The 15307-nt window shown below is 57.5% G+C and carries 16 protein-coding genes and 3 tRNA genes; 13 read left to right on the top strand and 6 right to left on the bottom strand.

Features of this window, described 5'->3' with window-relative positions; all coding sequences use genetic code 11:
- Positions 1-47 precede the first annotated feature (47 nt).
- The 5 genes from kamD (at position 48) to MSL71_RS24560 (ending at position 5475) form a co-directional block, all read left to right on the top strand.
- On the top strand, positions 48-1610 hold the full coding sequence (kamD, locus tag MSL71_RS24580) for a lysine 5,6-aminomutase subunit alpha (protein ID WP_180146566.1): 1563 nt from the start codon (positions 48-50) through the stop codon (positions 1608-1610).
- Positions 1603-2346 carry a lysine 5,6-aminomutase subunit beta gene (kamE, locus tag MSL71_RS24575; protein WP_180146563.1) on the top strand — a complete coding sequence of 248 codons (744 nt, stop codon included), beginning with the start codon at positions 1603-1605 and terminating at the stop codon, positions 2344-2346. The genes kamD and kamE overlap by 8 nt, the downstream gene beginning before the upstream one ends.
- 83 nt (positions 2347-2429) lie before the next feature.
- Complete coding sequence (gene kal / locus MSL71_RS24570; RefSeq protein ID WP_180146560.1) at positions 2430-2831, top strand: 3-aminobutyryl-CoA ammonia lyase; 402 nt, start codon at positions 2430-2432, stop codon at positions 2829-2831.
- The gene (gene kce / locus MSL71_RS24565) at positions 2824-3645 is read left to right on the top strand and encodes a 3-keto-5-aminohexanoate cleavage enzyme (protein WP_180146557.1); all 822 of its coding nucleotides are present in this window, start codon (positions 2824-2826) and stop codon (positions 3643-3645) included. Before kal ends, kce begins: the two co-directional genes overlap by 8 nt.
- A gap of 345 nt (positions 3646-3990) precedes the next feature.
- Positions 3991-5475 carry a Na+/H+ antiporter NhaC family protein gene (locus MSL71_RS24560; protein WP_218951130.1) on the top strand — a complete coding sequence of 495 codons (1485 nt, stop codon included), beginning with the start codon at positions 3991-3993 and terminating at the stop codon, positions 5473-5475.
- Between the two features lie 112 nt (positions 5476-5587).
- Here the strand turns inward: MSL71_RS24560 and MSL71_RS24555 are convergent, their stop codons facing one another.
- Positions 5588-5935: a nucleotide pyrophosphohydrolase gene (locus MSL71_RS24555; protein WP_246317915.1), complete on the bottom strand. Its 348-nt coding sequence runs from the start codon at positions 5933-5935 to the stop codon at positions 5588-5590.
- Positions 5932-6105: a hypothetical protein gene (locus MSL71_RS24550; protein ID WP_180146551.1), complete on the bottom strand. Its 174-nt coding sequence runs from the start codon at positions 6103-6105 to the stop codon at positions 5932-5934. Before MSL71_RS24550 ends, MSL71_RS24555 begins: the two co-directional genes overlap by 4 nt.
- 109 nt (positions 6106-6214) lie before the next feature.
- Between MSL71_RS24550 and MSL71_RS24545 the strand changes: the two genes are divergently transcribed.
- The 5 genes from MSL71_RS24545 to MSL71_RS24525 all read left to right on the top strand — a co-directional run bounded on the left by MSL71_RS24545 (position 6215) and on the right by MSL71_RS24525 (position 8197).
- A tRNA-Leu gene (locus MSL71_RS24545) sits at positions 6215-6301 on the top strand.
- 221 nt (positions 6302-6522) lie between these two features.
- Positions 6523-6609, top strand: a tRNA-Leu gene (locus MSL71_RS24540).
- A 222-nt stretch (positions 6610-6831) separates the two neighbouring features.
- Positions 6832-6918, top strand: a tRNA-Leu gene (locus tag MSL71_RS24535).
- 158 nt (positions 6919-7076) lie between these two features.
- Positions 7077-7664, top strand: coding sequence for a hypothetical protein (locus MSL71_RS24530; protein ID WP_180146548.1), 588 nt, complete (start codon positions 7077-7079; stop codon positions 7662-7664).
- 11 nt (positions 7665-7675) lie between these two features.
- Positions 7676-8197 (top strand): GNAT family N-acetyltransferase, encoded by a 522-nt coding sequence (locus tag MSL71_RS24525; RefSeq protein WP_180146545.1) that lies wholly within the window; start codon positions 7676-7678, stop codon positions 8195-8197.
- A 136-nt stretch (positions 8198-8333) separates the two neighbouring features.
- On the opposite strand, the gene MSL71_RS24520 is transcribed toward MSL71_RS24525, so the two are convergent.
- From MSL71_RS24520 to MSL71_RS24505, 4 genes are all read right to left on the bottom strand, one after another.
- A complete protein-coding gene (locus MSL71_RS24520) occupies positions 8334-8747 on the bottom strand; it encodes a hypothetical protein (protein WP_180146542.1) in 414 nt (137 codons plus the stop codon).
- A gap of 94 nt (positions 8748-8841) precedes the next feature.
- Positions 8842-9294, bottom strand: a complete 453-nt coding sequence (locus MSL71_RS24515) for a hypothetical protein (protein ID WP_180146539.1) — start codon at positions 9292-9294, stop codon at positions 8842-8844.
- Between the two features lie 120 nt (positions 9295-9414).
- Positions 9415-9984, bottom strand: a complete 570-nt coding sequence (locus MSL71_RS24510; protein ID WP_180146536.1) for a GNAT family N-acetyltransferase — start codon at positions 9982-9984, stop codon at positions 9415-9417.
- Positions 9985-10604: 620 nt separating this feature from the next.
- Positions 10605-11501, bottom strand: a complete 897-nt coding sequence (locus MSL71_RS24505) for a DMT family transporter (protein WP_218951129.1) — start codon at positions 11499-11501, stop codon at positions 10605-10607.
- A gap of 587 nt (positions 11502-12088) precedes the next feature.
- Between MSL71_RS24505 and def the strand changes: the two genes are divergently transcribed.
- From def to rsmB, 3 genes are all read left to right on the top strand, one after another.
- Entirely contained in the window at positions 12089-12598 is a 510-nt protein-coding gene (gene def / locus MSL71_RS24500) for a peptide deformylase (protein ID WP_180146533.1), read from the top strand.
- A 3-nt stretch (positions 12599-12601) separates the two neighbouring features.
- Entirely contained in the window at positions 12602-13543 is a 942-nt protein-coding gene (gene fmt / locus MSL71_RS24495) for a methionyl-tRNA formyltransferase (RefSeq protein WP_180146530.1), read from the top strand.
- A gap of 362 nt (positions 13544-13905) precedes the next feature.
- Entirely contained in the window at positions 13906-15261 is a 1356-nt protein-coding gene (rsmB, locus tag MSL71_RS24490; RefSeq protein WP_180146527.1) for a 16S rRNA (cytosine(967)-C(5))-methyltransferase RsmB, read from the top strand.
- The last annotated feature ends 46 nt before the right edge of the window (positions 15262-15307 follow it).

The following is a 15307-nucleotide window of genomic DNA, read 5'->3' as shown; positions in this document are numbered from 1 at the left end:
AGCCGGGGATGTCACCTCCGGCGGACCCATGAATCAGGATATGCACTATGGCAACAATTGATTTAAATCACGAGCAGATCGACCGACTGAAGTCCAAGGCAAAAACCATTGCCGATCAGGTCCAATCCATGATCGACCGCTACTCCTCGGTCTCTGTTGAACGTGCCGTGCTGAGGTTGTACGGCGTGGACGGCGTCAACGAAGAGGGCACGCCCCTTCCCAACCGGCTGGTGGAGATCCTCCAGGAAAAGGGCCGCCTTGACGACGGCGTCTCCGGTCACTTTGCAGCCGCCGTCCTGGACTCCGGCCGAGATCCGGTCACCACCGCCGAGCTCATCGAACAGGGCCGCATCGACTTCGGGAACCTCACCCGGTTCTCCCAGGACGAAGTCGCCCTTAAAGAGAAGCAGCTTTGCGCCGCCGCCATCAGCCGCCTGGATGCCACCCGCAGGGCCAAGGCCGAAAAGCTGAAGAAATACCCCGAGGGGCCCCAGCCCTGGAAGTACCTTATCGTGGCCACGGGCAACATCTACGAAGACCGCCTTCAGGCCAAGGCAGCTGCGGGCTCCGGCGCCGACATCATCGCGGTGATCCGCTCCACGGCCCAGTCCCTTCTGGACTACGTGCCGTACGGCCCCACCACCGAAGGGTTCGGCGGCACTTTTGCCACCCAGGCCAACTTCAAGATCATGCGCGAAGCCCTGGACGAAGCCTGTGAGGAGAATGACCGCTACATCCGCCTGGTGAACTACGCCTCGGGCCTCTGCATGGCCGAGATCGCCGCCTGCGCAGCCATGGAAGACCTCGACATGCTCTTGAACGACTCCATGTACGGCATCCTCTTTCGGGACATCAACTTAAAGCGTACCTTCATCGACCAGCACTTCTCGCGGCTCATCTGCTCCCGGGCCAAGATCATCATCAACACCGGGGAGGACAACTACCTCACCACCTCCGATGCCGTGGAGAACGCCTACACCGTCACCGCCTCCCAGCTCATCAACGAGGCCATGGGCAAGAATTCTCTGCTCACCGACGACCTGCTGGGTTTGGGACATGCCTTTGAGATCAACCCAAATATCGAAAACGGCTTTCTCTATGAGCTGGCCCACGCCCAGATCGCGCGGCAGCTCTTTCCCAACGCACCTTTAAAGTACATGCCGCCCACCAAGTACAAGAGCACCGACATCTTCTTCTCCCACTGCATGGACACCATGTTCAACCTGGCTTCGGTCACCACCGGCCAGGGCATCCACCTGGCGGGCATCCTCACCGAGGCCATCCACACACCGCTCCTGCAGGACCGCTACCAGGCCATCGACTCCATCAACTACGTCTTCAACAACGCCCGTGGCCTGGGGGACGAAATCGAGTTCAAAAAAGACGGCATCATCGCCAGGCGGGCCCAGGAGGTCCTCGACCAGGTGGAGCACTTCCTCACCGAGGTTTGCCAGAAGGGCCTCACCGTTGCCATCAACGAAGGCCGGTTTGCCGATATCAAACGTGCCGACGACGGCGGAAAAGGGCTTGAAGGGGTCTTTGCCAAGGGTCCCTCCTACAAGAACCCCATCCTGGAACAGCTTGAGAAAGAAGGAGTCATCAATGAGTAAGGAGATGATCAAGCCCTATGGCGACACACTGAACGACGGCATTGTCCAGCTGGCCTTCACCCTTCCGGTCAAAGACGGGGCCCGGGCCAAAAAAGCGGCGGAGCTTTACGCCGGAAAACTCGGTCTCACCGATGTCTCCGTCTCCTTTTCCAAGGAGATAGCCGAGGGCTTTACCTATTTCGTGATCTTCGGCAAGGCCCAGCCCGAGCTGGACTTCTCCCAGGTCCACGCCTCCGAGGCCAAGGTGGAGCGTCTGGATTTCTACGAGATCAACAACCTCATCAAAACCAGCCTCAACCGCAAAGTGGCCGTGGTGGGAGCTTCCATCGGCACCGACGCCCACACCGTGGGCATCGACGCCATCATGAACATGAAGGGCTACAACCAGGACTACGGCCTGGAACGTTACCCGGAGATGGACGCCTGCAACTTAGGGGCCCAGGTCCCCTGCGAAGAGCTTCTCAAAAAAGCCGTTGAGATGGATGCCGATGCCATCCTGGTCAGCCAGACCGTCACCCAGAAGGACGCCCACATCCGGAACTTCACCGAGATGATCGAGCTTCTCGAAGCGGAGAACATGCGGGACCGGTTTGTCCTGCTGGCAGGGGGCCCCCGGGTCACCAACGACCTGGCCGTGGAGCTGGGCTACGACGCGGGCTTCGGCCCGGGCACCGTGCCCTCCCACGTGGGATCCTACATTGCCACCCAGCTGGTGAAACGCAAAGGCAGAAGCTAATTGTTCGTGAAACCAGAAAAATCAGATGCACGAAACACACCCGGTTCATCCATTGAGATGACGACGTTAATTCAGGAGACGACATGAACACACTGGCAGAATCACTGATCCGAATCAGAATAAGCGCACACGACGCACATTACGCGGGGTCGCTTGTGGACGGAGCGCGCATGCTCAATCTCTTCGGAGATGTGGCAACAGAGCTGCTCATCAAGTACGACGGCGACGAAGGCCTCTTCCGCGCCTACGACAGCGTGGAGTTCCTTGCCCCGGTGCGGGCAGGGGATTACATCGAGGCCAAGGGCCGCATCGTCAAGGTGGGGGGCACCAGCAGGCGCATGGAATTCGAAGCGTGGAAGGTCATCGCCCCCACCCCCGAACACGGAGAGACCGCAGCGGAACTGCTTGCCGAGCCTGTTCTTGTGTGCAGGGCAAGCGGCACCTGTGTCACCCCCAAAGAAGCCCAGAGGATTCGCCATGAGTAACACGCCCCTGATCATCTCGGCAGCCATTGTGGGAGCGGAGCTTACCCGGGACACCTACCCCAACCTGCCCCTGACCCCCGACGAGATTGCGGAGGCCGCAGAAGAGGCGGTAAACGCCGGTGCCAGCATCATCCACCTCCACGTACGCGATGAAAACGGGCTCCCCACCCAGCGCGTCGACGTGTTTGAAACCGTCACCGAAAAGATCCGCAACCGCTGCGACTGCATCCTGCAGTACTCCACCGGCGGTGCCGTGGGCACCCCCGTTGAGCTGCGCTGCAACCCGGTATCTTTAAAGCCCGACATGGCCACCCTGTCCATGGGCACCATGAACTTCGGCTCCGAGATCTATGAAAACACCGAGGAGACCATCACCACCATTGCCAGGGCCATCACCGACAACGACGTCATGGCCGAACTGGAGGTGTTTGACTTCGGCCAGCTCGAAACCGTCATGCGCATGGTCAAAAAAGGCCTGGTCCCGGAAAGACACCACATGGATTTTGTCCTTGGGGTCCCCGGGGGCATGGCAGCCACCATCTCCAACCTCGTGATGCTGGTAAACCGCCTCCAAGAGGGCCAGACCTGGGCCGTTGCGGGTTTAGGGCGCGGCCAGCTTCCCATGGCCATGCACAGTATCGCCATGGGCGGCCATGTACGCGTGGGCATTGAGGACAACATCTATTACCGCAAAGGCGAGCTTGCTGTCTCCAATGCCCAGCTCGTGGAACGCGTGGTGAGAATCGCCCGGGAATACGATCGCCCGGCAGCCACCGTGGACCAGGCCCGTCAGATCCTCGGATTAAGCGAGTAGCAACACAACCAATGCATCACCCCGTTCTTTGACAAAACACAGGACACAACGCTGCCCAATACATCTGGTCTGTTTCTCTGCGCTGAAGCGGCAGCTCCCATGGATGGTCCCCCCATTTCAGGCCGAACGTGCCGTGAAATGAGACGATAGCCCCCCCCCAACCACCCAAAGGAAAGAGAAGGAGAAGAAGAAAAAAGTGAAAGACCGCCCCGTCTGACGCAGTCGTTTTGCAAGGGTCTCCCTTGAAACAACAACACCACGAACCTGAACATGAAGTGACAAACACGCCGGACAACGAGGTTCGGCAGAAACAAAAAACTCCAAGCACAGGTAAGGATGAGATTTATGTTTTCCGGTTTGTTGAAATTAAGTCCTGTTTTTGTCATGGCCGGCCTGATGATTTCAGGCTTTGACGCATTGCTCGCAGCACCCCTTGCGACCATTTACGCAGCCATCGTGGCCTTTGTTACAGAAAAGATGAAGTTCCAGAAGATTGTCGACGCCGCCATCGACAACGTCAAAGAGATGCAGCTTGTCTTTTTTATCCTGATGCTCGCCTATGCCATGGCAGAGGCTTTCATGGCAACGGGTGTCGGCGCATCCATCATCACCATCTCCCTCAACCTCGGCCTCACCGCCAAGACTGTTGCCGTCACCGGCCTGGTGGTTACCGCTATCCTCTCCGTGGCCACGGGAACCTCCTGGGGAACCTTTGCCGCGTGCGCGCCGGTGTTTCTCTGGCTCAACCACATCGTGGGCGGCGACATCGTCCTCACCACCGCCGCCATCGCCGGTGGCGCCTGCTTCGGCGACAACATCGGCCTCATCTCGGACACCACCGTGGTGAGTTCCGGTATCCAGAAGGTGGAGGTCATCGACCGAATCCGCCACCAGGGCATCTGGTCAGTGCTCTGCCTCATGGCCACGGCCGTGGTCTTTTATATGGTCAGCGCCATGATGGGCCTGCCCAGTGAGGTGGGCAACGCCACCGAGGCCATCAGCCAGATTCCCGACACGGTCTGGAGCGCCCTGGCCGAAAAGCGGGCCTCTGCCGTGACCCTGCTTGAGCAGGTACAAAACGGTGTGCCCCTTTACATGTGCATCCCCCTTCTTCTCGTCCTCGTGGTGGCCATCATGGGCCTTCCCACCCTGGTCTGCCTGGGCATCGGCCTGATCTCTTCCCTGCTCTTCGGCCTTGTGGCCGGCACCGTGGAATCCGTCCAGAGCTACCTCGACCTTATGTACAGCGGTTTTGAAGGTGCCGGGTCCTGGGTTATCGTCATGATGATGTGGGTGGGTGCCTTCGGTGGCATCATGGGCAAAATGCATGCCTTCGAGCCCGTCTCCAGGCTCATCACCACCCTTGCTGGCAGCGTGCGCCAGCTCCTCTTCTACAACGGTGTCCTCTCCATCCTGGGCAACGCAGCCCTGGCCGACGAGATGGCCCAGATCGTCACCATCGGTCCCATCATCCGAAACCTCACCGACGAAAACGTGGAAGCACCGGAAGAAGAGATGTACAAACTGCGCCTGCGGAACGCCACCTTCGGCGACGCCCTGGGTGTCTTCGGGTCCCAGCTCATTCCCTGGCACGTCTATGTCGGGTTCTACGTGGGCATTGCAACGGCCGTGTACCCCTTGCACACCTTCGTTCCCATGGACATCATCAAGTTCAACTTCATGGCCATGATCGCCGTGGGTTCCATCCTGATCCTGACCCTCACAGGCCTCGACCGGCTGATCCCCCTCTTCGGGCTTCCTTCAGAGCCCGACGTCAGCCTCAAGGACAAAGAGAAGTATGCCGGTAACCTCGCCCCTGAAAAACTGTAGCGAGCCCGGCCCTGCCTTACCGGGAGCCTGAACCCAAAACGCCCCTTCCACGCATGTGAAAGGGGCGTTTTGCCTGGCGGGCCCCCTGGAAAGGGCCCTGACTACGGATGGATCACCTGTATTCCGTGTATTTTTTCGCCTTCCCCCGAACCATGTCTGCCGGGTATTTGGCCTCGTTGAGTGCCATCTTGCGCTCCACGGCCCCTTCAATGTCGATCTTCAACAGGTCGGCCAGTCGGCAGAGGTAGACCTGGACGTCGGCAATCTCCTGAGCCACCGCCTCTTTTTTGTCGGGCTCCAGGTCAAAAGAAGCCTGCTGGGTCAACCACTGGAAATGCTCAAGGAGCTCTCCGGCCTCCACGTTCAGGGCCATGGCGATGTTTTTGGGGGAATGGAACTGTTCCCAGTCACGTTCCTGGGCAAAGTCTCTGAGCTTCGCCTGTATGGTATCTATATTCAAAACGGAATATCCTCATTATAAAGTTCGTCATTGGTGCCAACGCCCTTGGAAATACACCCACCGAAGCCCGGTGGCGAGCCCTTTTTCAGGAACCCTGCATTTTTTGACCCCATGGTTCCACCGCCCCCCGGCAGGATGCAGGCGCCTATCCCATGAAATTCGTTATCCATCTCCGCCATCCCCTTCGAGCCCCTTTTTTCCCTGACAATTTAAATGGGGAAAAAACGTGAAAAGCCTTGATTGGCGGGTAAAGCGCTGCTATAAGTCTTTTCACAAATCGCCGAAGTGGTGGAATTGGTAGACGCGCTAGTTTCAGGGACTAGTGAGAGCAATCTCGTGGGAGTTCGAGTCTCCCCTTCGGCACCAGTTAAAAAGCAAAAGCCCTTGTATGATCATGCAGGGGCTTTTTTGTTTTAAGCGCCCGAAACCCGGAATCAAGGCCCAATAAAGAGGCACCGCAACCGGAAGTATCCGCCATTGCATACGTTCCCGGAACCACCCCTTTTCCGGGTGTCAAAAAAATACGAAAAACCCATGAAAAGCCTTGATCCACGAGCAAAGCGCTGCTATAAGTCTTTTCACAAATCGCCGAAGTGGTGGAATTGGTAGACGCGCTAGTTTCAGGGACTAGTGAGAGCAATCTCGTGGGAGTTCGAGTCTCCCCTTCGGCACCAGTTAAAAAGTAAAAGCCCTTGCATGATCATGCAGGGGCTTTTTTGTTTTTGAGCACCCGACACACAGAATCAAGGCTCAAAAAAGGGGTACCGCAGACGGAAGTATCCGCCATTGCACATGTTCCCCGAAACACCCCTTTTTCGGGTGTCAGAAAAATACGGAAAACCCATGAAAAGCCTTGATCCACGGGCAAAGCGCTGCTATAAGTCTTCTCACAAATCGCCGAAGTGGTGGAATTGGTAGACGCGCTAGTTTCAGGGACTAGTGAGAGCAATCTCGTGGGAGTTCGAGTCTCCCCTTCGGCACCAGATAAAAAACAAAAGCCCTTGCATTCACCTGCATGGGCTTTTTTTGTTTTGCCCCCCTCGCCTCTTTATCTTTTATGGTTCTCCGGCTGGCTCAGCCGTGGTAAAGATAACCTGCGTTTCCCGAAAAAGATATCCCCACACATCACAGGAAGGTTTGCATGAACAGATCCCGTTTTTACAGCCTTGCCCTTGTTCTGTTGTTGGGAATCACGCTGCCCCCCGCAACACAGCGCAGCGTTGCCATGGAATCCGATGAGCCCAACACAGCCTTTGTGGAACTCGCGGGAAACCGCAACCCAAGCTTTGGCGGAGGCGGCGGCGGACTCTCCCTTTACGGAGATCACACAGCCTTCCTTGCCGGGATCGCGACCTTCGGTTCCTCCTCCTTTGACGACTACTTTGTAGGGTTCACCCTCGGTGCTCGCTTTCATCGGCACAACCCCTTTGAGTCTACCGTGACTCCCTTCATCGGCGTGGGAAGCTTTCTCGGGTTTACCCAGGAGGAAGAGGAAGCCGAAGACGACGAGATCGACAACAACATGGACGGTGACGTGGACGAAGAGGGTGAAACTAAAACGTCCATCTCAGATACCCTGGCCTCCATCTACCCGGAGGTGGGCCTCCACATAAGAATCCCGGGCTCCGGCCTGCTCACCCTCTCGGCGCGATACAACGTAACAAGCAAGGGCAGCGAACTCGACAGCTGGATATATGCCATAGGGTTTACCATCCCCTTCTATTTTTAAGGAGAACCGAAATGCCTCCGCAACACCTGGAACTGGCCCCGTTCGAGCCGGAAGATTACGCCACCCTGGCTTCCTGGATTACCGATGAACGGACACAGGCCGTCTGGTCGGCCAACACCTTCCCCTACCCCCTGACCCGGAATGACTTCGAAGATTTCCTGAGCATCTGCCGCACAGACACCCCCCACCGGGAGTTCATGAAGGCCACAGACCAAGATTCCGGGGACATGGTGGGGGTCTTCAGCCTGAAGCGCATCGACAGCCTGGGCCGCACCGGCCACCTCAGCCTCATCATGGTTTCCCCCCAGAGCCGGGGCCGGGGAACGGGCTCGGCCATGGTCCGGGCAGCCCTGAAGCGGGGGTTTGAAACCAAGGGATTTCGCCGCATGCAGCTTTACGTCTTCAACTTCAACACCGCAGCAAAAACATGCTACGAAGCCTGCGGCATGACCAATGAAGGAACGGGTAAGCTGAAGATGACGTATAAGGGAGAGAACTGGCAGGTGGAGGTGATGGGGGTGGAGAGGGGCTAAAAGGCTAAGGGCTAAGGGCTAAGGGCTAAGGGCTAAGGGCTAAGGGCTAAGGGCTAAGAAATGTAGCTCACCAAGCGTTTCTATCAAGGAAAAAGGCCCTACCCGTTCCCCGGGATTGGCCGAAAATGTCCAGACCTCAGTCATCCGTCGCCTCTATCCTGCGTATCTCAAGGGTGTAGTCGCTCACGGGGTGGGCGGAGAGCTCGATGGTGATCAGGGCGTCCAGGGAGAGAACCTCAACGATGCAGGTGTCGTCGTCCCGGGTTGGGATCAGCCTGGCGGAGGTGCCGGGATCAACGCTCATGTAGAGACCTTCTCCGCGGCCGGTGATGAGATACCTCTCCCCTTCAAAACCCAGGATGCGGTACCGTGTGATGTGCTCACCCCCCACGATGTCGCTCACCACAAAAGGTTTTTTTGCCTCTTCCACACGGATCCAGGTGGTGTCCCGGGAGACACTTTCGTGGGTATGGATCACATGGCTGACGCAGCCTGGGGCGAGCAAGAGGAGCGCTGCCAGAAGCACAGATGCCATCGTTGCTTGTTTCATGGTGAATCCTTTGTGACGTGGAACCACGCTGTCAAGCCGGATAACCATTGCCCCTGGTTATCCGGCTGCGCATTTGCGCAAAAGACGCCTTCAATCAATCCTCTTTGATGACGATGCGCTCCAGGCCGTGGGCCTCGAACTCGGTGTCGTATTTGGCGCTCATCTCCCCGAGTTTCTCCATGAGAACCTCGGAGCCCATCTCCTTGATCTTCTCTTCGTCTTCTTCTTCCTCAAAAAGATCCCGCATGCCCAGGCGCTGGGAGAGCTGTGCCCAGAATTCGTTTTCCACGAAGTTTTCCATGATAGCCATGTGACGGCTCTCGGCCAGGGAGTCTTCGGTCTCAATGTAATCGTTGTGCTTCTCGCTGAAGGTAAAAAGGGACTCCAGGCCCATCTTTTTGTAATGGGAGAAGATCTTCTTGCGCAGCTCGCGGTAATCCGCAGTCTCTTCCGAGGGCTCAAGCTCGTGGGAGTGCATCACGTAATCGGCCACCTGGATCATCTCCACCAGCAGGCGGTATTCTTCTTTGGATATGTTCAACAGCATAAGGTGCTCCTGTGTTTTTGTACTATCTATATTAAGGATTATATTCAAACGCTCCGAAACGGGGCGCTAAAAATCATATCAAACTTTAACATGCAACCGGGCCCGGCCCAATAACTGGCATTACAACACCAGCCGATACCGCCTCTCAGGCAGGGGCCGCCCCCACTGGACACCCTCCCACCTCGACTCAAGGACAAACCCGGACGATTCGTAAATGGCGCAGGCAGCTTCAAGGCCTTCAAAGGTCTCCACCACCATCTCACGGGCGCCGGCCTCCCTGGCAAACCCCACGGCCCTTGCCATGAGGACCTTTCCAAGGCCGTGCCCGTGTAGGGACGGGTGAAGAAAAAACCAGCGAAGCGCCACCTCACCGGGCTTTTCTCGGCCCGAACGATCCACGGCAAGAGAGCCCATGACGGTATCACAGAGAGGCATGGGACAGCCTGGGCTCTCTGTATACTGCATCACCCGGAAAAAAGCGTCCACCCCGGCCTCATACCGATTGAAAAATTCGGAGAGACCGGTGGCAATCACCCCTTCGAAACGCCGGCCAAGTTGCCAGTTTTCGCGATAAAAAGAGGCTTCAAGGGAGGTGATCCGGCCGATGAGGCCCGTAACGTACCCTTCCTCCACGGCCAGACCGCCCATGGGCAAAGGAGAAACTGATTCAGTTGATGCATGGGCCTGCATGGGCCAAGCCTCCTTATTCAGTCAGATTGCAAAAAAAGCCAAATCATGCCTTCTATGGTTAAAGGGACCGACAAAAAGCGTGCCTCCGGCGGCGAGGTGAGCCACCTCGAAAGCTTATTGCCCTTGCGCTTTGTCCCTCGTTCCTCGGGCCAAAGCGCAAGGGCCTTCGGCTCGGGCTTCGCCCGACATAAATGCTGATGGTTTATACAGGATAGCTCTCAAGCTTCGACGTCACAGGATACATTGTCGTTACTTGCTCATTGTTAATTTAACCGCACTGCCTCCGACGGCAAGGTGTGCCACCTTGAAAGCAGGTTGCAAAAGCGCTTTGCCCCTCGCTTGTCGCGCTGTAGCCCATCAATGGTGACCCAATGGTGAAATGCAGACAAGGACAAAGACGGATTCCTCGGGTCAACTCACATCCGCCTTTCAAACACACGTCGACCTTGATCATCGTTTGGACCGCCGGCCCATTTACATTACCCGCCCGAGCCCCCTTGGCCCCTTGGCCCCTGGAGCACCTCACTCCTGTGCGGCACGGGTAACGACGGACTAAAAAGCCGCACCGGAGTGCGGCGCTCCGTTTTATTTAGATCGCGGCAGGGCCACCGGAAACAGTTTTAACCGGACGACCGGCTTGAAAGCGCCACACCGGACAGAATAAGCCCGGCGCTGGCCAGATGAATCCAGCCAATGGGTTCCCCTAAAAATATCATGGCCTCCACCCCGCTGAACAGGGGCAGCAAATAGTAACAGACAGCAGTACGCCCCGGGCCGATGAGCATGATGGCCCGGTTCCACAGGGCAAATGCGGCCACAGCAGCACAGACACCTAAGTAGAGCAGCACCCCCATGGAGGTCAGGGGCATCAGTGGAGCCAGGGAGAACCCCCGTTCCCAGAGATATGCGGGAACCAGCATGATCAGCCCCAGGCAAAAGGTGGCCCCGAGAAAGGTCATCATGGAAAGACCCGGGGGCTTCTGCTTCACCAGCAGAGAATAAAAGGCGAAAATCAGGGCCGCCACCACCATCAGAAGATCTCCGATGTTGAAGCGCAGCTCAAGGAGCACACCCGGTGAGCCACCCGTAAGAAGCAACAGCACTCCGAAAAACGCCATCAGGGTGCCCGCCACCTTTGCCCCGTGCATTGTCTCCCCCTGAAACAGCCAGGCCAGAATCACGATAAACAACGGAGAGACCATGGCGATCAGGGACAGGTTCAAGGCGGTTGTGGCGAGGCCGGCCACATAGACAAGGGTGTTGAACAGGGTCACCCCTGAAAAAGCGGTGAGGAAAAGATAGCCGGCGTGTGCCTTAATCCGGGCCCTCTCCCTCACAAGATGCGGCAAGGCAAAGGGCAGCAGCACCGCAACGGCAATGACCCAGCGCCAGAAGGCCAGGGTCACCGGAGGGAGGCTGTGGTGGAACCCCCGGGCCACGATGAAGTTCCCCGCCCAGAGGGCCGTGGCTCCCAACGCGCACATGATTCCAAGCCAGCGTGTTTTCCGATCTTCCACACCATACCCCTTTTCTATATTTTCCGCATCTTCAACGGATCAGCTTACTCCGGCGGTTGGTTTGATTCGGGAAATGCCTTCGTATCGCCCTGCCTTACGGCATCACACGCCTTGCCGCCATAAAAAAGTAAGTGGTTATCCCAATTTCCACGGCAAGGCAAGCACATACAGGGGGCATTGGGGTTTTCCACGGGAACACCGTCCCTTAGGCCGGATATTTCACGAGTCGAGTGCACCCATATTCAAGGCATCAGAGCTGCAGATGTAGTGGTTTACCTCAACGCTCTGATAACGCAGAAGATGGGTGCACTCGGCTCGCCCGAAGGGTGAGAAAATCAAACAGCAAACCTCGATTTACATTTTGTATTTTCAACATAGCCGACATTTTTATTGTAGCCATTTGAAATAGTGGTGTTTTTCTTTTGACTGGTTGTTTTCTCATGAAATATCCGGGTTAGCCTCCCCACGGTTTAAAACACCTGTTGTTCGGCCCATCAAGACGTGATACTCTGCAAAATGGTCATACGGCCCATTGCCGGTCGTTTTGACCGTTTTTGAACACACTGACACACAAAGGTTTATGAACCATGACCATACTTGACATCGTAACGTACCCGGACAAGAGCCTTGCCCAGCCTTCAGAAAAAATCACCGACATCGACGAGACCTTGAAAACCCTCATCGAAGACATGGCCGATACCATGTTCGAGGCTCCCGGCGCAGGCCTGGCCGCCGTGCAGGTGGGCGTCAGCAAGCAGCTCATCGTCATCAACACCACGGAAGAAGGCCAGGAGAACAGCTACATGGCCCTGATAAACCCCGAAATCGTCGAAGCCGACGGCGAGTTCATCTCCGAGGATGAAGGGTGCCTGTCCGTGCCTGAATTCCGCGCCACGGTCAAACGGTTCAACCGCGTGAAAGTCACGGCCCTGGATGTGGACGGCAACCCCATGGAGCTCAACGAAGAGGGCTTTCCCGCCGTGGTACTTCAACACGAAATCGATCACCTCAAAGGCGTCCTTTTCATCAACCGCATCAGCGCCCTGAAGCGGGAGATGTACAAGCGCAAAGTCAAAAAATGGATGAAAGGCCGCTAAAACATGAGCAAACCCTCCATCATTTTTATGGGGACCCCCGACTTTGCCGTCAACGCCTTGAAGGCCCTCCACGAAAGCGGACTCTTTGAGATTGCCCTGGTGGTGAGCCAGCCCGATCGGCCCAAAGGCCGAGGCCGAAAGCTGGAGCCCACCCCGGTGAAGGCCTATGCCCAGGCCATGGGATACCGGGTGGAACAGCCGGAGACCGTAAAATCCGACGAATTCATCCGCCTGGCCGAGGAAATCGCTCCGGACTTTTTTGTGGTGGTGGCCTTCGGCCAGATTCTCAACCAGCGCCTCCTGGATGTGCCCAGGGTATGCCCGGTGAACATCCACGGATCGCTGCTGCCTAAATACCGGGGGTCTGCCCCCATTCAACGGGCCGTCATGAACGGTGATGCCGTCACCGGCGTCACCACCATGGTCATGGACCGCGGCATGGACACCGGCGACATGCTCCTCACCGTGGAGACTCCCATCGGCCCCGAGGACACGGCAGCCACCCTCCACGACCGTCTCTCCGAGCTGGGGGGCGAGCTCATCGTCAAGACCCTTCCCGGCCTTCTGGACGGCAGTGTGGTGCCCGTGCCCCAGGACAACGAGGCAGCCACCCATGCCGCCATGCTCTCCAAAGCCGAAGGGGAGATCGACTGGAGCGCACCGGCCCGTATCATCGACTGCCGCCTGCGCGGCATGACCCCCTGGCCCGGCGCCTTCACGTTTCTGGACGGCAAGCGGTTGCGTATCCACAAGACCCAGCCCCTGGAAACAGCGGCCACTGACGCCCCCGGCACCGTGGTGACCGGCGGCTCCGACCTGGTGGTAGCCACCGGCGACGGGCTCCTGCGCATCGTGGAACTCCAGGGAGCCAACGGCAAGCGCATGCCAGCCGAAGCCTTCCTCCGCGGCAACCCCATTGAACCGGGTGCCCGCATGGGGAGCTGAAACGGCACATCAATATTGCGTCACATTATAAATCAAGCGCCGCCGATGGAACCATGGGCGGCGTTTTTGATGGGTTGAATACCAAAGAATAACACCTTTACAGCAGCCCAGCCCGTAGGGTTCCCTCGGTGCACCCTGTTCGGATCACCAGGACCTTCGACTTTACCGCCCCCTGTGCCTTGGAAATATCACAGCATTGTTTGGTGTACGGAGCGCACCCGACAGTTCGGCGGTCCCCGCAGGTTTCAGGTTTGGATAGCCGGTTTCGCAGCCCCTCAGCCCGCAGGATGCACTCTGTACAGCATGTGCGGGTCACCCAGAGAAAACTAATTTTTCACTCACTTTAAAAAGCAGGACAACACATGACCCAAGACGCCCGAAGCCTGGCCTTTGAGATACTCACCACCTTTGATAAAAACGCCGACGCCACCTTAGACTCTGTGATGGACCGCATCACGGGCAAGGTCGAGCTTGACCGGCGGGAGATGGGCCTTGCCAACGCCCTTGTTTACGGGGTGCTTCGACACAGGGGGCAGCTGGACTACACCATCGACCACTTTGCGTCCAAGGGCATCGCCAGGATCGATAAAAAAATCCTCACCATCCTGCGCATCGCCCTGTTCCAGCTCCGATTCATGGACAGGATCCCTGAATCCGCAGCCGTGAACACTGCCGTGGAGATGGCCAAGGTCCACGCGTCTGAATCGTCCGGAGGGTTTGTCAACGCCCTGCTGCGCACCTGCCTCAGGAACCCGGAGGAACCGTCCCTGGAGGGACTCGCCCCAGAAAAGAAACTGGCCGTCACCACCTCCATGCCCCAGTGGCTGGTGGAAAAATGGATTGCCCGCATGGGCCTTGAGGAGACCGCAGCCCTGTGCCGGGCCTCCAACGACATCGCTCCCATCACCGTGCGCACCAACACACTGAAAACAACCCGGGAGGAGCTCTCAGAGCGCCTTGCCCCCCAGGTGGAGACCCTTTCCCCCACCCCGGCCTCCCCTTTGGGCCTCTCCTTTACCTCGCCCAAAACACCCATCTTTGAGATGGACGCATTCAAGGAGGGGCTTTTCCAGGTCCAGGACGAAGCCGCACAGCTCATCGCCCTGATGGTGAACCCAAAGCCCGGTTCACGGGTTCTGGATGTCTGTGCGGGGGTGGGCGGTAAATCCGGCCACCTGGCCCAGGTGATGGAAAACCAGGGGGAGCTTGTCTCCATGGATGTGGAGGCCTACAAACTCAAAAGCCTGGCCCGTGAGATGGCTCGCCTCGGTATCACCAACATCACCACCCACGCCTGCGACCTCACCCGTGAGAGCCCCGATATCATCGGAGGCGGATTTGACGCCGTCCTCGTGGACGCCCCCTGCTCCGGCCTCGGCGTCATCCGCCGAAACCCGGACACCAAATGGAAATACTTCAAGCGCAACGCCACCCGGCACACAAAAAAGCAAAAAGCCATTCTCTCGGCAGCGGCCCGGTGCGTGCGCCCAGGCGGTACCCTGGTTTACGCGGTCTGCTCCATGGAACCCGAAGAAAACGGAGCCGTGGTGGAGGCCTTCCTTGAAAAACACACGGATTTTCGTATGATGAAACCCTTTGACGCCGCCCCCCAAGGGGCCGAGGCCTTCATCACCCCCAAAGGGTATGTGGCCCCCCTGCCCCACAAAAACGGAATGGACGGCTTCTTTGCGGCTCGCATGGTGCGGGAAGAAAAGTAATATTTTAAAAGCAGTATCTTTTTGCCGGCACGTCTCATGCCGGATA

Origin of the sequence: Desulfoluna butyratoxydans (genome assembly GCF_900699765.1) — a bacterium.
Lineage (GTDB): Bacteria > Desulfobacterota > Desulfobacteria > Desulfobacterales > Desulfolunaceae > Desulfoluna > Desulfoluna butyratoxydans.
Note: the sequence above shows the minus strand (reverse complement) of the source record. Positions and strands in the feature narration are given on the sequence as shown.